At 43.4% G+C, this 17,792-nt stretch carries 13 protein-coding genes; 9 read left to right on the plus strand and 4 right to left on the minus strand.

All coding sequences use genetic code 11. The features are described from left to right. Positions 1–237 precede the first annotated feature (237 nt). Together AACU32_RS08480 and AACU32_RS08485 are read left to right on the plus strand one after the other, a co-directional pair. Complete coding sequence (locus AACU32_RS08480; RefSeq protein ID WP_096599174.1) at positions 238–561, plus strand: hypothetical protein; 324 nt, start codon at positions 238–240, stop codon at positions 559–561. Then, positions 552–860 carry an aspartyl protease gene (locus AACU32_RS08485; RefSeq protein WP_096599175.1) on the plus strand — a complete coding sequence of 103 codons (309 nt, stop codon included), beginning with the start codon at positions 552–554 and terminating at the stop codon, positions 858–860. Before AACU32_RS08480 ends, AACU32_RS08485 begins: the two co-directional genes overlap by 10 nt. A 111-nt stretch (positions 861–971) precedes the next feature. Here AACU32_RS08485 and AACU32_RS08490 read toward each other — a convergent pair whose 3' ends face one another. Next, positions 972–1,787 (minus strand): CheR family methyltransferase, encoded by an 816-nt coding sequence (locus AACU32_RS08490; protein WP_096599176.1) that lies wholly within the window; start codon positions 1,785–1,787, stop codon positions 972–974. A gap of 17 nt (positions 1,788–1,804) precedes the next feature. Next, positions 1,805–8,404, minus strand: a complete 6,600-nt coding sequence (locus tag AACU32_RS08495) for a HAMP domain-containing protein (RefSeq protein WP_096599177.1) — start codon at positions 8,402–8,404, stop codon at positions 1,805–1,807. Between the two features lie 902 nt (positions 8,405–9,306). On the opposite strand from AACU32_RS08495, the gene AACU32_RS08500 reads away from it, so the two are divergent. The 6 genes from AACU32_RS08500 (at position 9,307) to AACU32_RS08525 (ending at position 12,942) form a co-directional block, all read left to right on the plus strand. Then, the gene (locus tag AACU32_RS08500; RefSeq protein WP_339377659.1) at positions 9,307–9,444 is read left to right on the plus strand and encodes a hypothetical protein; all 138 of its coding nucleotides are present in this window, start codon (positions 9,307–9,309) and stop codon (positions 9,442–9,444) included. Between the two features lie 77 nt (positions 9,445–9,521). Then, positions 9,522–9,719 carry an NblA/ycf18 family protein gene (locus AACU32_RS08505; protein ID WP_096599178.1) on the plus strand — a complete coding sequence of 66 codons (198 nt, stop codon included), beginning with the start codon at positions 9,522–9,524 and terminating at the stop codon, positions 9,717–9,719. A gap of 71 nt (positions 9,720–9,790) precedes the next feature. Next, the gene (locus AACU32_RS08510; protein ID WP_096599179.1) at positions 9,791–9,970 is read left to right on the plus strand and encodes a high light inducible protein; all 180 of its coding nucleotides are present in this window, start codon (positions 9,791–9,793) and stop codon (positions 9,968–9,970) included. 83 nt (positions 9,971–10,053) lie between these two features. Next, entirely contained in the window at positions 10,054–10,431 is a 378-nt protein-coding gene (locus AACU32_RS08515) for a rhodanese-like domain-containing protein (protein ID WP_096599180.1), read from the plus strand. A gap of 121 nt (positions 10,432–10,552) precedes the next feature. Beyond that, positions 10,553–12,460, plus strand: a complete 1,908-nt coding sequence (gene ftsH4, locus AACU32_RS08520; RefSeq protein WP_096599181.1) for an ATP-dependent zinc metalloprotease FtsH — start codon at positions 10,553–10,555, stop codon at positions 12,458–12,460. Next, positions 12,457–12,942, plus strand: coding sequence for an allophycocyanin (locus AACU32_RS08525; RefSeq protein WP_096599182.1), 486 nt, complete (start codon positions 12,457–12,459; stop codon positions 12,940–12,942). The genes ftsH4 and AACU32_RS08525 overlap by 4 nt, the downstream gene beginning before the upstream one ends. A gap of 358 nt (positions 12,943–13,300) precedes the next feature. Here AACU32_RS08525 and AACU32_RS08530 read toward each other — a convergent pair whose 3' ends face one another. Continuing rightward, positions 13,301–14,764 carry an ATP-binding protein gene (locus tag AACU32_RS08530; RefSeq protein ID WP_096599183.1) on the minus strand — a complete coding sequence of 488 codons (1,464 nt, stop codon included), beginning with the start codon at positions 14,762–14,764 and terminating at the stop codon, positions 13,301–13,303. A 205-nt stretch (positions 14,765–14,969) separates the two neighbouring features. On the opposite strand from AACU32_RS08530, the gene AACU32_RS08535 reads away from it, so the two are divergent. Beyond that, entirely contained in the window at positions 14,970–15,758 is a 789-nt protein-coding gene (locus tag AACU32_RS08535; protein ID WP_096599184.1) for an ABC transporter permease, read from the plus strand. A 201-nt stretch (positions 15,759–15,959) separates the two neighbouring features. Here the strand turns inward: AACU32_RS08535 and AACU32_RS08540 are convergent, their stop codons facing one another. Then, on the minus strand, positions 15,960–17,681 hold the full coding sequence (locus tag AACU32_RS08540) for a serine/threonine protein kinase (RefSeq protein WP_096599185.1): 1,722 nt from the start codon (positions 17,679–17,681) through the stop codon (positions 15,960–15,962). Positions 17,682–17,792: the final 111 nt, after the last annotated feature.

A 17,792-nucleotide genomic window follows, 5' to 3' on the forward strand; every position in this document is an offset into this window, starting at 1 on the left:
ATAAAGATATACTACTTATTTATGCTCAAAGACTTGCTTTTCGTTTCCAAAGCCTAATTGTAGAAAGTTCAACGCTTGCTGTCAAAGACTTCCTTGACTGTTGACTGTTAACTGTTGACTGTTGACTGTTGACTCTTAAAAGATATTTTCAGATCTTCGTTGTGTGGTTTAGGTGATAGGTAAAGATAGATAATTGAATCACAGCAGCGCCTACATCTTGAGATGAAATTTTTGAATATGACTCAGGTTTCCCAGCCACGACGCACCCGCATCTTACCGCCATCTCCCATAGCAGCAGCAGATAAAAGTCGCCGCCAAGAACAACGCGATGCTATTGCTGCAAAATGCCGTGTGATTTTTGAGCGGTTACGTCCGCAACTGATCGCAACCTATGACAATTGGCATATTGCAATCGACCCCGACACAGAAAAGTACCTCCTTGACCCAACATTAAACGGGATAACACAAAAAATTCGTGATGCTTACGGTAAAACTAACGAAGTCAAACTTACTATCTTTCGACTCAATGATACGGGAACCTGTGGTAGGTTATGGCTATAGGCTCATTTGGTGATAACGGTGAGCTATTCTTTGAAATTCAGCTTGTTGCCGTTGATGGCGAGAAATTTTCGCTTGCAGCCTTGTTAGATACTGGGTTTACAGATGGGTGGTTAGCTATCAATACTCAAGACTTAGATGCTTTGAGGTGGCCATTGCTTAGCGCACAGGTTGAAATGACAACAGCACGAGGTAATGCACGGTTTGACATCCATGAAGGCAAAATCATCATCGACGAAACCGAAATTACTATACCTGTTCACGTTGGTGATGAAATTCCCGATACCATTATGGGTTCATAATGGCTGGATATTATGCTTTTGGTTGTCAATAAACCTAGAGGAATATTGACTTTAGAGATTGTGGACGAATAGTAGACAGATTTGTTCAATTGATACCGCATATTTTTTATCCTAACTAATCCTCCTGTAAAGCTTCTCGCGGGCATCTAAGGGTTCATACTGTTTTTCATAAGGTGTGAACTTCAGCGTTTCTTGTCGTCCTAAACCTAAAATGCCAAACCTAATTAGGCTTTCGTAAAGTAAATGATGTACCCTCTGTTGCAGGGTTTTATCAAAGTAGATTAAGACGTTGCGACACAAGATAACATTAAATTCATTAAAAGAACTGTCTGTTACCAAGTTATGCGGTGAAAAAACAATATTTTCTTTTAGGGATGAGCGAAAGATAGCGCTGTCGTAGGCGGCTGTGTAATATTCGGAAAAATAAGTTGTACCTCCTGCTTGCAAGTAATTATGGGTATACTTCTGCATTAATTCTAAAGGAAAAATGCCATCTTTAGCTTTGCGTAATACCATTTCATTCATGTCTGTGGCATAAAGGCGAGAACGATGGTAAAGTCCTTCTTCTTGCAGCAAAATTGCCATAGAGTAGACTTCTTCGCCAGTAGAACAACCTGCGTGCCAAATCCGAATAAAAGGGTAAGTTTTTAATAGGGGGATAACTGTCTTTCTAAAAGCCAAATAAAAACTAGCATCACGAAACATCGAAGTTACATGGACGGAAAGATTCAGTAAAAATCTTTCCATACATTCTTGATCGTGCAGGACTTTTTCTTGTAAGCCAGATATGGTGGTTAAATTTTCCGCATGAATGGTCTTCCAAATGCGACGTTTAAGAGAAGCTAGGGCATAATTCCGAAAATCTAAACCATAGTAACGGTATATGCCCTCTAGCAAAAGGTGAATTTCGATTTCTTCTAATGGCATTGGGTATGGGGCAACACTTACCTATATAACCAAACGCGCAATAAAGAAAGCAACTGTTCTGTATCTACAGGCTTAGTGATGTAATCAGATGCGCCGGCGGCGATACATTTTTCGCGATCGCCTTGCATGGCTTTGGCGGTGAGGGCAATAATCGGTAGGGTGCGCAATTTATTGTTTTGGCGGATTAGCCTGGTTGTTTCATAACCGTCCATTTCTGGCATCATTACGTCCATCAACACAATATCAATGTCTGGTGTATTTTCTAACAGGGCAATTCCTTCTCTACCATTCTCTGCATATACTACCTGCATTTGATAACGCTCTAGCATACTTGTTAAGGCGAAGATGTTACGGACATCGTCATCGACAATTAAGACTTTCTTGTTTGTGAGTAAATAGTCTCTAGAGTGTAGCTGTTCGAGTATTTCGCGTTTTGGTGCTGGTAAATTTGCTTGGACTCGGTGTAAAAATAATGCAGTTTCATCTAACAGGCGTTCTGGCGATCGCACATCTTTGACAATGATTGTATCCGCTAACCGTCGCAGTTCTGTTTCTTGGGTTCTACTCAGTTCTTGACCTGTATAAACGATTATCGGTAAAGTTTTCCCATTGGGTAGCAGTTTGATCTGCTCGATTAATTCAAAACCAGTCATATCTGGTAAGCCTAAATCCAGCACCAGACAATCAAAATGCTGATTGCGAATGGCTTCTAAGGCGGTTGCACCTGTATCCACAGCCGTGGTAGTTACGTCGTTATTTCCAATCAATTCGACAATGCTGTGGCGTTGGGTGTCGTCGTCTTCTACTACTAGCAGGTTTTTTACCCGTCGTTCAATAAAGCCTTTAATTTTAGTTAAGGCTTCGGAAATCACCTCGCTGGTTAAGGGCTTTTGTAAATATGCGATCGCACCGAGTTGTAAACCCCGTTGTCTTCCTTCTTCGACGGTGATGATATGTACGGGTATGTGACGGGTGTTAGGGTTATGTTTTAGCCTGTCTAGCACTGTCCAACCGTCCATTTCTGGTAAGCGGATATCTAATAAAATTGCTGAAGGATGATATTGCTGGGCTAGGGAGAGTCCAATATTGCCATTTTGGGCGGTAATTACCTTAAATCCTTGCTCTCGTGCCATATCTAAGAGGATACGGGCAAAATTAATGTCATCTTCCACTATTAATAAGATGCGATCGTCTTCTGCCAGGATAGCGCGATCGTCATTCAAAGCGGCGGAATTGTGACTAGGGGTGAGGAACTGGGGGCTGGAATTTGTTCTTGGTGTTAAAGTCTCAGAACTTAATCCCCGTAACTCTGGACTAGTTTGCGGGAGGTAGAAAGTAAAGGTACTACCTTGATTGAGTTCACTGACAAGTTTAATTTCCCCACCAAATAAGCGGGCGATTTCGCGGCTAATTGACAAGCCTAATCCTGTACCACCGTATTTTCTACTAGTACTCCCATCGGCTTGTTGGAAGGCTTCAAAAATTACTTTCTGTTTATCTGGCGCAATTCCTATACCTGTATCCCTGACAGAGAAAGCAATAACACTGTGGGCGCGATTCAAGGTTTCTTGGGTAACACTCCAACCCTGTTTCGCTACCTCAACCCGCAAGCAGACTTCGCCACGTTCAGTAAATTTAAAGGCGTTGGAAAGTAAATTCTTTAAGACTTGCTGTAAGCGTTTGCTATCGGTGTAAAGGGTTTTGGGTAAGTTGGGAGCAAGTTCAATTTTAAAGCTCAGTCCTTTGTTTTGAGCGATTTGCCCAAAGGTACGTTCTAGTTGATCGCCTAACTCAGAAAATAACATCTGGTGCATGTCAATTGACATGGTTCCAGATTCAATTTTCGCCAAATCCAAAATGTCATTAATTAAAGTCAATAAGTCAGTACCAGCAGAGTAAATTGTTTGACTATATTCAATTTGCTTACCTGTTAGGTTACCTTCGGTGTTATCTGCTAACAGTCGCGCCAAAATTAACAAGCTGTTTAGCGGTGTCCGCAATTCGTGGGACATATTCGCCAGAAATTCGGATTTATATTTAGATGAGAGGGCTAGTTGTTCGGCTTTCTCTTCCAAAGAACGCCTAGCTTGTTCAATCTCTAAATTCTTTCGCTCAACTTCTTTTTTTTGCAACGCCAACAATTCGGCTTTTTCTTCTAATTCAGCGTTGGTTTGTTGGAGTTCTTCTTGCTGTCCTTTGAGTAAATCTTCGGAAGCTTTGAGTGATTGAGCTTGCTGTTCTAGCCGCTTGTTGGTTTCCCGGAGTTCGTTTTGCTGGGTTTGCAGTTCTTCGGCTAACGATTGGGATTGTTTGAGTAATTCTTCGGTGCGCATGGAAGCTGCGATCGTATTTAAGACGATCGCAATACTTTCGGTAAGCTGATCAAAGAAGGTTAAATGTATCTCGCTAAAGCGGCGGAAGGAAGCTAATTCAATGACTGCTGTCACTTGTCCTTCAAATAACACAGGTAAGACAACGGCATTCAGGGGTGAAGCTTCTCCTAAACCTGAGCTAATTTTCACATAATCACTTGGTATATCTGTTAACAGAATTCTTTCTTTTTCCAAAGCGCATTGTCCTACCAAACCTTCACCCAGGTAGAAGCGGTTAGCTAAATGTCTCCGTTCCCGGTAAGCATAGCTACTCAATAATTTGAGGAAAGCCTGATGATCTGCGGCTTCCATCATGTAGAATACGCCATGTTGCGCACCTACTAACGGCGCTAATTCTGAGAGGATGAGTTTAGATACAGTTTCTAAATCACGCTGACCTTGCAACATGCGCGTAAACTTAGCGAGGTTTGTTTTTAACCAATCCTGTTCAGTATTTTTCTGGGTAGTCTCCCGCAGGTTAGCGATCATTTGGTTGATGTTGTCTTTGAGGATAGCCACTTCCCCTAAAGCTTCCACCGCAATCGACCGAGTTAAATCGCCCTTAGTTACCGCAGTTGCAACTTCTGCGATCGCTCTTAGCTGTGTAGTTAATGTTGCAGCCAGTTCGTTGACGTTATCTGTCAAATCTTTCCAAGTACCCGCCGCCCCAGGTACTCTGGCTTGTCCGCCTAATTTTCCTTCAATTCCCACTTCCCGCGCTACTGTAGTTACCTGATTGGCAAAAGTTGCTAGGGTATCAATCATTTCGTTGATTGTTTCGGCGAGGGTTTCAATTTCTCCCTTCGCATCCAGCATTAATTTGCGTTTCAAGTCCCCATTCGCCACCGCCGTTACAACTCTGGCGATACCCCGCACTTGGGCTGTTAAGTTACCCGCCATCGAGTTGACATTATCAGTTAAATCCTTCCAAGTTCCCGCCACACCTTGAACTTGGGCTTGTCCGCCTAATTTTCCTTCCGTTCCCACTTCCCGCGCCACTCGCGTTACTTCGGAAGCAAAGGAACTGAGTTGATCGACCATTGTATTGATGGTGTCTTTCAACTCCAAAATTTCCCCGCGCACATCTACGGTGATTTTCTTCGATAAGTCGCCATTCGCCACCGCCTTGGTAACTTCCGCAATGTTCCGCACTTGGGCTGTTAAGTTACCCGCCATTGAGTTTACATTGTCGGTGAGGTCTTTCCACGTTCCCGCCACACCCCGGACATAAGCTTGTACGCCTAATTTACCTTCCGTTCCCACCTCCCTTGCTACCCGCGTTACTTCCGAGGCAAAGGAATTTAATTGATCCACCATTGTATTGATGGTGTTTTTCAACTCCAAAATTTCGCCCTTCACATCGACGGTGATTTTCTTGGATAAATCACCATTCGCGACAGCTGTAGTTACTTCCGCGATATTCCGCACTTGGGCTGTTAAACTACCCGCCATGAAGTTTACGCTGTCGGTGAGGTCTTTCCAAGTTCCCGCGACTCCTTTCACCTCAGCTTGTACGCCCAATTTTCCTTCGGTTCCCACCTCTCGCGCTACCCTGGTTACCTCCGATGCGAAGGAGTTTAATTGATCCACCATCGTGTTGACGGTGTTTTTCAACTCCAAAATTTCCCCTTTGACATCCACAGAAATTTTCTTGGATAAGTCGCCATTCGCCACGGCGGTGGTAACTGCGGCGATGTTCCGCACTTGGGCGGTTAAACTTCCCGCCATGAAATTCACGCTGTCGGTTAAGTCTTTCCAGGTTCCCGCCACACCGCGTACATCGGCTTGTACACCCAATTTACCTTCGCTTCCCACCTCTCGCGCTACCCTAGTTACCTCAGAAGCGAAGGAATTTAATTGATCCACCATTATATTGATGGTGTTTTTCAATTCCAAAATTTCGCCTTTAACTTGGACAGTGATTTTTTTGGATAAGTCACCATTTGCGATCGCAGTCGCAACTTCTGCTATATTCCTTACTTGGTCGGTGAGGTTCCCCGCCATCATATTCACCGCACCTGTTAAGTCTTTCCAGGTTCCCGCCACACCGCGCACTTCGGCTTGTACGCCGAGTTTTCCTTCAGTTCCCACCTCTCGCGCTACCCTGGTGACTTCCGATGCAAAGGAACTCAGTTGATCCACCATTGTATTGATGGTGTTTTTCAACTCCAAAATTTCGCCTTTCACATCCACAGTAATTTTCTTAGATAAATCACCCGTCGCCACCGCCGTTGTCACTTCTGCAATATTCCGCACCTGGGCTGTTAAACTTCCCGCCATGAAATTCACGCTGTCGGTGAGGTCTTTCCATGTCCCCGCCACACCACGCACATCAGCTTGTACGCCCAGTTTCCCTTCACTTCCCACCTCTCGCGCTACCCTGGTTACCTCAGACGCGAAGGAGTTTAATTGATCCACCATTGTATTGATGGTGTTTTTCAACTCCAAAATTTCGCCCTTCACATCCACGGTGATTTTCTTGGATAAGTCACCCGTCGCCACCGCCGTTGTCACTTCTGCAATATTCCGCACCTGCGCCGTCAAACTACCCGCCATGAAATTCACGCTGTCGGTTAAATCCTTCCACGTACCCGCCACACCGCGAACTTCCGCTTGACCGCCTAATTTTCCTTCCGCGCCTACTTCCCGCGCCACCCTGGTAACTTCTGATGCAAAGGAATTAAGTTGATCCACCATGATGTTGACGGTGTTTTTCAACTCCAAAATTTCGCCTTTCACATCTACGGTGATTTTCTTGGATAAGTCGCCATTCGCCACAGCCGTTGTCACTTCCGCAATATTCCGCACCTGTGCCGTCAAATTCCCAGCCATTAAGTTGACGTTATCCGTGAGGTCTTTCCACGTACCCGCCACACCCCGCACTTCTGCTTGTACGCCGAGTTTCCCTTCCGTTCCCACCTCTCGCGCCACTCTGGTTACTTCCGACGCAAAGGAGTTTAATTGATCCACCATCGTGTTGATGGTATTTTTCAACTCCAAAATTTCGCCCTTCACATCGACAGTGATTTTCTTGGATAAATCGCCATTCGCCACCGCCGTCGTCACTTCGGCAATATTCCGCACCTGCGCCGTCAAACTCCCCGCCATGAAATTCACGCTGTCGGTTAAGTCTTTCCAAGTCCCCGCCACACCGCGCACTTCTGCTTGACCGCCTAATTTTCCTTCCGCGCCTACTTCCCGCGCTACCCTGGTTACTTCTGATGCAAAGGAGTTGAGTTGATCAACCATGATGTTGACGGTGTTTTTCAACTCTAAAATCTCGCCTTTAACGTTTACAGTAATTTTCTTGGATAAATCGCCATTGGCTACAGCCGTTGTTACTTCCGCAATATTCCGGACTTGGGCTGTCAAATTCCCAGCCATCAAGTTGACGTTATCGGTCAAATCTTTCCATGTACCCGCCACACCTCTAACTTCAGCTTGTACGCCCAATTTACCTTCCGTTCCCACTTCCCGCGCCACTCTGGTAACCTCAGACGCAAAGGAATTTAATTGATCCACCATCGTGTTGACGGTGTTTTTCAACTCGAGAATTTCGCCTTTGACATTAACTGTAATTTTCTTCGATAAGTCACCGTTGGCGATCGCAGTTGCAACTTCTGCAATGTTCCGCACTTGTCCAGTCAGATTACCCGCCATCAAATTGACATTATCAGTCAAATCCTTCCAAGTCCCCGCCACACCCCGAACTTCTGCTTGTACGCCTAATTTACCTTCGGTTCCCACTTCCCGCGCTACTCTGGTAACTTCCGATGCAAAGGAACCAAGCCTATCTACCATTGTGTTGACAATATTGGCAGTTTGCAGAAATTCTCCCTTCAGGGGTCTACCTTCAATTTCTGGGGCAATGGTTTGGGATAAATCGCCATTAGCTACCGCCCTAATTACTCTTGTAGTTTCTGCGGTTGGTTGGACTAAATCTGTAATTAAGGTGTTGACAGAAGTAACGCAACTTAACCAAGAACCGCGAACATTTCCTAAAGAAGCACGTTCGGAAACATGACCATCTTTACCGACAACATTACCGATGCGCTGTAGCTCCGCTGCCATGCGCTCATTCTGCTCAATAATATCATTAAGTGTATCCGCAATTTTCCCCGCTATCCCTGTTTGCTCAATGGGCATCCGAGCAGAAAAATCGCCTTTTTTTACAGCATTTAACGTTTTCAATAGCTGTTTTAGGTCTAGGTTGTCGCTTTCTCTAATTAACTGTTCAGTGGTCATTATCCTATCCTTTAGGAATTTATTTTATATATATTTTTTTCTCCCCATTTTGGCTTGGGGAATACTGTTAACTTCATAATTGGCACGATCTAGGATGGGGCTAACTTAACGCCCATACCTCTATCCATGAAACAAGAGTTTTACCACACTTGTTGGAGCCTCACTTAGCCAATGATAGCCTTTGCATCGTCTAGAGGATAGCTGCTTCACGGCGATTTTTTCAAGTAAATATTTCCTAATTTTATTTACCTATTCCCTTTGGCATATATCCTAGGGGGGAAGATTTTGACGCAACTATGAGAATGAGTAATTTTGCTATCCATAACTCAACAGATATGCAATCCGGTTCGGCTGAGAAAGTTATTTGTTGCGGCAAGCAAAGCCGGGGGAGTGAAGATTTTTGGCTGTATTTTATAGGGGCACTTAACCGAAAATTTAATATCATTATTTATTTTATTTGGCAATAAACATTGCAATTTTGTAACAAAAGTGTTAAATTTAATTTATGAAACATCACAAAACCAAAAAGCAAAACTGATAAAAAGCGGTTTAGTGATTGAAGAATTCGGTAGGCTGAACAACTACGCCATCGAATCTTTGAAAGTAGATGATGGATGAGCCTCGGTTTAGCTTTACTCATACCAATTCAAATAATTTTTGCGACACATAAATTATTCATAAGGGCACAACATTGTAGTGCTACTAACCATTTGTCGCCTTCTTTTTTCAAATTGTTATCAGTATCCAGAAAAACGAGCAAAGACGTTTTAAAAAGCGGCTCTAGCAAATCTGATCAGGCGTGATTGGTATGTTTGGCTTAGTAAGAAATCCGACCATGCTGCTAACGTTAAGGACTTAGAAATCAAAAAGCAGATTAACGTAACCTCGATAGGAAAATCATTATGTCAAAAGAGAAAAAAGGCAACAGAGAATCGAAAAAGCCCAAAAAGCAATCTGATGGTACTAAAAAGGAAAAGAAAGACCCCAACAGACATGATGGGCCGATAACACGTATAACAAAAAATTCAAATGAAAAATGAAATATTGAAGTCTAAGACTTAGCTAGTGAAACATCGAACTCACAGTTTTTCCCCTAATTGAGTTACAGAAGGCAACTATGGATCAGGATATCGAACTAACTTTAGAGCAACAATTTAGCCTCAGAAGCTTTACCGATCAAGTAAAGCAAATGTCCCGTGAACAGGCTCAAGAATTCTTGATATTACAGCATAAGCACATGATGATTCGGGAAACAATGTATAAGGAAATTCTCAAACAAGAGTGGAAATTAGATCAAGATTTCGTCTCTGTGTAAAACCATCGAAGCAATCCTTATTTTGCACAAATTAGTAATTTATTACAGTCAAAAAACTGGGAGCATTAACCATGTCAGCTAACGCAAATATCACTTCCTCAATGAGCAATAAGCGCAACACTTGGCTTTGGGGATTTACACCTCAGACTGAACTCTGGAACGGTCGTTTAGCAATGATTGGCTTCATATCTGCCGTTTTGATTGAAGTGTTTTCTGGTCAAGGTTTGCTTCACTTCTGGAATATTTTGTAGGTCAGCAGTTGTCCTGTTGTGATACTGACCTATTTTACACTGCCTCAAATTAACTGCTGTTGGTAATATACCAAAGGTGAAATATGAACATCATTTCTAAATTCATTCGCATTCCTAAACCGATCGCGGATAAGTCCAGCGTTACCAGTCTCAAAGAGCGTCTTGATTGGGGCGAACCAGCCTTGACAATTGTTGATGTCAGAGATCGCAAAGCCTTCAACGCCACCCACATTATGGGAGCCGTTTCGATTCCCATCAACGAACTAGTTACCCGTGCGATCGCTAATTTTGAACTAATCCGCGACATTTATGTTTACGGTGAGACGAATGAGCAAACTGCCGAAGCCGCATTGAATCTGCGTGCGGCGGGGTATAAAAATGTTGCTGAACTGTTGGATGGTCTAGCCGCCTGGAAAGCAATCGACTATCCAACCGAAGGGTTCTCTGCCAGTAATACCTAGTATTTCGGTAATGCTCTCAAGCTGTTGCTGATGCCAATCGCGGTAGAAACGAGCAAAAATTCTCCGAGGTTATCACATCGGCAACAGTTAAATAAAGCTTTTTAAATGATAAGTAATAGCGATGCCAATAAAAGAACAACCAACTCCCACTCCTTCCCGCCTGATCGGTAACATTCTTCTGGCGCTGGCAGCTTTTTTCCTGATCGCAAATTTTATCTTACCTTTTGTCTTCGGCCCTCAGATTCCTGGTGTTCCCTATAGCCTGTTCATCCATCAGGTGCAGGCGGGGGAAGTTGAGCGGGTGCAAGTTGGTCAAAACCAGATTCAGTTTCAATTGAAAACGGTTGATAACCAGGCTGGGCAAGTGTTCTCTACTACACCCATCTTTGATTTGGGATTGCCCAAGTTGTTAGAAGAAAAGAGTGTTGAATTTGCCGCTGCTCCTCCGCCCAAGAATGCCTGGTTTACCAGTCTTCTGGGCTGGGTGATTCCACCATTAATATTTGTAGCAATCTGGCAGTTTTTTATCAGACGGGGTGGTGGTGGCCCCCAAGGTGTTCTCTCGATTGGTAAGAGCAAAGCCAAAGTTTATGTCGAGGGAGAATCTGCCAAAATAACCTTTGCCGATGTAGCTGGGGTAGAGGAAGCTAAGACTGAGTTGGTTGAAGTTGTGGATTTCCTCAAGACTCCAGGGCGTTACACCCAGATTGGGGCGCGGATTCCCAAAGGAGTGTTGCTGGTAGGGCCACCGGGGACTGGTAAAACACTGCTGGCTAAAGCAGTGGCTGGGGAAGCAGGCGTGCCGTTCTTCAGTATCTCTGGCTCTGAGTTTGTAGAACTTTTTGTTGGTGTGGGTTCTTCCCGAGTCCGCGATCTGTTTGAGCAGGCAAAGAAACAGGCTCCCTGCATCGTGTTCATTGATGAACTGGATGCGATCGGCAAGTCTCGCAGCAGTGGTGGGTTCTACGGCGGCAATGATGAGCGGGAACAGACACTTAACCAGTTGCTAGCAGAAATGGACGGGTTTTCAGTGGAAAATGCCACAGTGATTGTGCTGGCAGCCACAAATCGCCCGGAAGTATTAGACCCGGCTTTGTTGCGTCCTGGTCGATTTGACCGTCAGGTGTTGGTCGATCGCCCAGAGTTATCGGGGCGAGAAGCAATTCTCAAAATCCATGCGCGGAAAGTAAAGCTGGGTGAGGATGTAAATTTGAAAGCGATCGCCACTCGTACTCCTGGTTTTGCTGGGGCAGACTTGGCAAACCTAGTGAATGAAGCCGCACTGTTAGCAGCCCGCAATCAACGTCAAATGGTGGCACAGTCAGACTTTGCTGAAGCGATCGAGCGGGTAGTGGCAGGTCTGGAAAAGAAAAGCCGTGTCCTCAACGACAAGGAAAAGAAGATTGTCGCTTACCACGAAGTTGGTCATGCCTTGGTCGGTTCTCTGATGACCGACAGTGGTCGAATTGAGAAGATTTCTATTGTACCACGGGGTATGGCAGCACTGGGTTACACGCTGCAATTGCCAACAGAAGATCGGTTCCTCATGGACGAAGCCGAACTTCGGGGTCAAATTGCTACATTGCTCGGTGGACGCTCAGCTGAAGAGATTGTGTTTAACAGTATTACTACTGGTGCAGCCAATGATTTGCAGCGGGCGACGGATCTGGCAGAGCGGATGGTAACTACCTACGGAATGAGTAAAATTTTAGGGCCGCAAGCATACCAACAGGGACAACAACCAATGTTCCTAGGCGATGGGATGCCCAATCCCCGCCGGATGATGAGTGAGGAAACAGCAAGGGCAATTGATCGTGAGGTGAAGGAAATTGTGGAAACGGCTCATCAGCAAGCTTTGGATACACTCAAGCTCAACCGAGACTTGCTAGAAGCGATCGCCACTCAACTTTTAGAGACAGAAGTAATCGAGGGTGAAAAACTGCACAGTTTACTCTCCCAGGTTCAAAGTGCAAAAAAATTAACCGTTGCCGATAGACCTAATTTAAATCTTTCAGGAGTTAACTCATGAGTATTATTACGAAGATAATTGTCAATGCAGATGCTGAGGTTCGCTATTTCACGCCTGGAGAACTAGAGCAAATCAAGATATTTGTCAAGAGCAGTGAGCGCCGTCTACGCCTGGTACAAAGTTTAACTCAAAGCCGCGATCGCATTATTAAGGAAGCTGGAAAGCAACTGTTCCAAAAGCGTCCCAACCTGGTTTCTCCAGGTGGTAATGCCTACGGCGAAAATATGACTGCCACCTGCCTGCGGGATATGGATTACTACCTGCGGTTGATCACTTACTGTGTTGCAGCTGGAGATACTATGCCAATTCAAGAGATTGGAGTCGTTGGTGTTCACCAAATGTACAGATCCCTCGGCACTCCCATTGAGTCCGTTGCCGAAAGTGTCCGTGCCATGAAGAACATCGCTACCTCGATGTTGTCTGCTGAAGATGTCGGTGAAGTTGGCGCTTACTTTGACTACCTAATTAATGCTCTGCAATAAGTCAAAGGGCAGCAATCACCTAGGTTGAAAAGAGTTTTGACTGTTGACTGTTGAGTGTTGTAGGGGCGGGTTTAACCGACATATCTGTTTTCTGTGTAAAGATATCACATAACCATTGGTGTCAACTTAAGTTAAAAGGCTTATTCCACAGGCACTTTACCCCACCCCTCAATCCCCTCCCCTTGGCAAGGGGAGGGGAGGTTTTGCTTGAGCAAAGCCGGGGTGGGGTAACGTGGATCTTGATGGTAGGTGATTTAATTCACGCATCACGTCTTGATAAGGGTTTCACGTTAAGTTGACACGTATGTCACAGAACCCGCCCCTACAGACTATTGACTGTTGACTGTTGAGAATTTTTTCATGAAAGTATGCTCAACTGCTTCAGGATTGCTGCTAAATTACAAGCAATGTAACCAATTGCTAAGGTCGATTGATCCTTTAACAGCAAGAGAATTTGCTCCAGGGTTTGGGGGAGAGTGACACCATACACCCGCCAGAGATTTTCCCGGAGTTGATGCAAAATGCGATCGCCTGCAATATCATCAGTACCAGGTCGCAGTAACCAATGAGTCCGCAGGATTTTAAAATGGCGTAAATCTTGACTCTGCACTACCTGTTGAATTTCTTGCGCAGCGTGTTCCACTAACTCATCGTTAACTACTTTCATCACCAAAGGCTGCAAACTAAAGGAGATTTCCCCTGTACCAATCCATTTTTCCAAAAGCGATCGCCTTTCTAAAGCCATAATTGCTTCCAACACCATAGCCGGATCGATGGAGATTAACAGATGAGTCTGCAATCGCGCAAAAGCAACAGGTTCTCGCCAAATTGCTAACCAATAGAGAATATCTTGCTCTAAATCGCTCAGTTGCGCAAACTGTTGTTTTAAAATATCTCGTAAGCGATCGCCAATCACCAGAGTATTTTGAGTCAAAAATGCCGCCACATTTCCCCCAAACACCAACTGAATCAACGGGGTTACCAGTTTCAGAGCCAAGGGATTACCGCGATAAAGTTGAATTAAAGCTGATAGTCCGATTTCTTTTCCTGTAAATCCACGCGATCGCCATAATTCTACAGCTTCTGCTTTCGCTAAACCCTTCAGGTTTAAACAGCGGACTGTTTTGCTGTCAACTTCTATCTGTGGTGATTCGCGGCTGGTGATGATAATACAACTTTGATGGCGATCGCGGCTAATTTTTTGGATAAATTGATTATAAGCGCTCACATCTGCATCTAGCCCATCAAGTATCAGTAGACAGCGCTGTTTTTGTAGATGGTGAATGAGATCGGTGCTTGACTCAAAGTTAGTCAGCAAGCTATCTATGAGAGAATCGAGAGATGGTGCAGAATGCAGCGATTTCCAAATCAAGCAATTAAAGTGTGATTGAATCCGATCAATTAAAGCCAGCGTCAAAGCAGATTTCCCAATCCCAGCAATACCAACAATCATCACCAACTTACAACCGCCAAAAATCCATTGTTCTAATTGAGTTAACTCGCGATCGCGCCCATAAAAACTTTCCACATCAGGCGCTTCATTCCAGTCTAGGAAAGGCGTAGAGATATCTGCAATCATTTCTGATTCTACATGTGAAGCATCGGCGATCGCTTCCCAGTTAGCGATACCCACAGCGTCACAGATAGCAATAAAAATTTCTCGTTGAATGCGATCGCCCTGCCAAAATCGCCGTAAAGTAGCCCTAGAAGTATGCGCATCTTGCCACCAACGCGCTGTACTGGTTTTCGTCCACCCCAGACGCGATCGCGCTTTGTCTACAATTACCAGTCCTGCTGTTGATGCCCTAAGCGAGTTTGACATATATCTGTTAAATAAGCAGATTATTTTAATTTTGGCTTAGTAGTAACAACAACACTGAAAATTTTGGCGATATTTTGCACCCAAACTTCAGTTAAGCTGGAAAATGTCATATTTGGAATCAGGGAGACAAGGAAGACAAATGACAAATGACAAATGACAAATGACAAATGACAAATGACCAATGACAAATGACAAATGACAAACCATGAAACAAATAATCAGAAAAGCTCTAACTTTGCTTTCAGTGTACTATGCCTATCTGCTTGAGTACCGAGCAGAAATGATTTTATGGGTATTGTCTGGTTCTTTACCTATTATTTTCATGGGTATTTGGATACAGGCTGCACAGAGTGGACGCTTAAATTTCACACCTGTAGATTTTGCCCGTTACTTTCTCGCAGTTTTTATTATTAGACAATTTACTGCTGTTTGGGTAATTTGGGACTTTCAAAAAGAAGTAGTTGAAGGTAAACTTTCGCCCAAGTTAATACAACCTCTAGACCCTGGATGGCATCATGTTGCTTTCCATGTTGCTGATAGATTTGCACGCCTCCAGTTTACATTTTTATTAATAATATTATTTTTTCTCCTTTATCCCCAAGCATTTTGGTTACCAAGCTGGGGTAACTTGTTATTATTTATCTTATCAGTAATCCTAGCATTTACTTTGAGGTTTATTATTCAATACACCTTTGCAATGTTCGCCTTTTGGACAGAAAGAGCTACTGCTTTAGACAGTCTTTGGTTATTATTTTATTTATTTTTATCTGGGATGATTGCGCCCTTAGAAGTATTTCCTGAAAGTGTCAGAGCCGTACTTCTGTGGACACCTTTTCCTTATTTAGTTGATTTTCCCGCCAATATTTTGATTGGGCAACCTGTAGATTTAGGGCGAGGATTTTTATCCCTTATAGCTTGGATATTCATCTTTTTTTGTCTGAATCGCTGGCTTTGGCGCATGGGTTTAAAGCATTATTCTGGCATGGGAGCTTAAACAATTAAAAATTAAAAATTCTCTCACTTAACATCATGATCCGCGTCACCCCACCCCGGCTTTGCTGACGCAAAACCTCCCCTCCCCGTTTACGGGGAGGGGATTGAGGGGTGGGGTAAAATGCCTGTGGAATAAGCGTTTTGACTTAAGTTGACACCTATGAATCTCCCCTCCCTGCTGCTTACTCCCAACACAAATTTCCTACAAATTACTCGGTATTGTCTTAAACTTCTGTGGCGAACCCAAAGAATAATCCTCTAACTTAAAATCAGCAAAAGGTTTCTTCTCTAACCGATTCCTCAGCGCTTCATCCAGAATCACACCTTCTGATTGCTTCTTCACACCAATAATAATAATACTTCTTTGATATGCAGTTAAATCTTGAGTTGCCTGACAATCACTGCGTTGAAATTGTCCCAAATTTAATAAACGATAACCCTTAACACTAGATGAATTACTAAATAATTTTTTGACTAAAAGTTGTATTTGCTGAGAACGTTCTAAAGCGCGGCGTTGTTCAACTACTACATCACCTTCACAAGAAGCTGTACCTACAGAGACAATTTCACTGGGATTTTCCATTATCGTCTGGATACCTTCTTGTTCTAAATTTAACTTTAAAGCTTCCAGACTGATAATTTTATCGTTATATTTAATTTGAAAATTACTTCCTAAAAGCCATTTATATTCTATTGATAAAACAGCAATGTTAAATTCAGCAATTCTCCCTTGACTATCCTTACCTGCTTCATAAGGAAAGTAATCTACTTTGCCTTTCCTTTCTGGTGCTTGTCCATAATTAGGCAATGAATTAAATTTTATACCTCCTAAAAATAAAGCGATTAAACCCAGTAATCCTAATGATGCTAGTAATGCTGCTATTAATGCCAGTAGGGGCAATTTTTCGGGCAACTTTTCTGGGGATAACACAGTTGCACTAGCTGGCGCAGGTAACTGTGCAGTTTGGTGATGTGACGGTAAATTTACCGTTGTAGTTGTAGTTGTACTTGTAGTTAATATTTGTTCTATTTCTGCTAAAGACTGTAAAATTTCTTGAGCATTAGCCGGACGATTGGCGATTTCCGGGGACATCAGCCAATCAATTAAATTTAATAATAAAGTAGAGACATGATTGGCACGATTCCGCCAGTGCAAAACATTATGTTGGATATCGTACATATCTAAGGGATGGTATCCTGTGAGTAAAAATACAAAGGTACGTCCCAAAGCAAAAAAATCTGACTGCGGTACAGCTTCGCCATGCATTTGTTCTGGGGCGCTATAGCCAGATGATAAAATTGCGTTCACCCCAGTGAAAGATTTAGCCAATTCTTTAGCTGTGCCAAAATCAATTAACACCAAATCTCCCCCATCTTGCTTACCAAGGGGATCTGGTATAGTGCGAAGCATAATATTACATGGTTTAATATCACGATGCAGGTATTGCTGACCATGTAATACAACTAAAATTTCTAGCAACTGTTTCAACCAGGCGATCGCTTGTGTTTGGGAAATCGGGAAATTTTCCTGTTGCTTTAGCCATTGGTCTAAATTGATGCCGTCGATTTTCTCCATTACCAAACAGTGCAATAATAAACCATTTCTGGTTTGATATTGGAAGTAGCCATCGACTTTCGGTATCCCCGGATGATTCAACTGTTTCAGCACAGTCACCTCTTGCTGAAATAGTTCTACCACCTTCGGTTCATGAGAAATATCCTCCTTCAGTACCTTGAGGATTTTGGGTGTATCCTGTTCGGATGCTTCATAAACCTGACTAAAGCCAGATTTGTCACATAACAGTCGCATCACCCGATAGCGTCCCAGCAGTTGCAACTGAGAACCACAACTTTGGCAAAAGCGATGTTCACCCTGTCCGGATTGATTGGGTTGAGAACAAACGGGATTAATACAAAGGCTCATGATCGGCTAATGGGTAAGATTAAAGATGTAGGATAAAGGATAAAATATGAAAAAACAAAAAAATTGCTAGTCTTACTAGAAAGTCTAGAAATAAAAGTCAATAAGATACAA

The organism is Calothrix sp. NIES-2100 (genome assembly GCF_963875285.1).
Taxonomy (GTDB): Bacteria; Cyanobacteriota; Cyanobacteriia; order Cyanobacteriales; family Nostocaceae; genus Aulosira.

Excerpts from the sequence above, each read along its gene's own strand:
- AACU32_RS08480 (WP_096599174.1), top strand. The coding sequence starts at position 238 with ATGACTCAGGTTTCCCAGCCACGACGCACCCGCATCTTACCGCCATCT.
- AACU32_RS08485 (WP_096599175.1), top strand. The coding sequence starts at position 552 with ATGGCTATAGGCTCATTTGGTGATAACGGTGAGCTATTCTTTGAAATT.
- AACU32_RS08490 (WP_096599176.1), bottom strand. The coding sequence starts at position 1,787 with ATGCCATTAGAAGAAATCGAAATTCACCTTTTGCTAGAGGGCATATAC.
- AACU32_RS08495 (WP_096599177.1), bottom strand. The coding sequence starts at position 8,404 with ATGACCACTGAACAGTTAATTAGAGAAAGCGACAACCTAGACCTAAAA.
- AACU32_RS08500 (WP_339377659.1), top strand. The coding sequence starts at position 9,307 with ATGTCAAAAGAGAAAAAAGGCAACAGAGAATCGAAAAAGCCCAAAAAG.
- AACU32_RS08505 (WP_096599178.1), top strand. The coding sequence starts at position 9,522 with ATGGATCAGGATATCGAACTAACTTTAGAGCAACAATTTAGCCTCAGA.
- AACU32_RS08510 (WP_096599179.1), top strand. The coding sequence starts at position 9,791 with ATGTCAGCTAACGCAAATATCACTTCCTCAATGAGCAATAAGCGCAAC.
- AACU32_RS08515 (WP_096599180.1), top strand. The coding sequence starts at position 10,054 with ATGAACATCATTTCTAAATTCATTCGCATTCCTAAACCGATCGCGGAT.
- ftsH4 (WP_096599181.1), top strand. The coding sequence starts at position 10,553 with ATGCCAATAAAAGAACAACCAACTCCCACTCCTTCCCGCCTGATCGGT.
- AACU32_RS08525 (WP_096599182.1), top strand. The coding sequence starts at position 12,457 with ATGAGTATTATTACGAAGATAATTGTCAATGCAGATGCTGAGGTTCGC.
- AACU32_RS08530 (WP_096599183.1), bottom strand. The coding sequence starts at position 14,764 with ATGTCAAACTCGCTTAGGGCATCAACAGCAGGACTGGTAATTGTAGAC.
- AACU32_RS08535 (WP_096599184.1), top strand. The coding sequence starts at position 14,970 with ATGAAACAAATAATCAGAAAAGCTCTAACTTTGCTTTCAGTGTACTAT.
- AACU32_RS08540 (WP_096599185.1), bottom strand. The coding sequence starts at position 17,681 with ATGAGCCTTTGTATTAATCCCGTTTGTTCTCAACCCAATCAATCCGGA.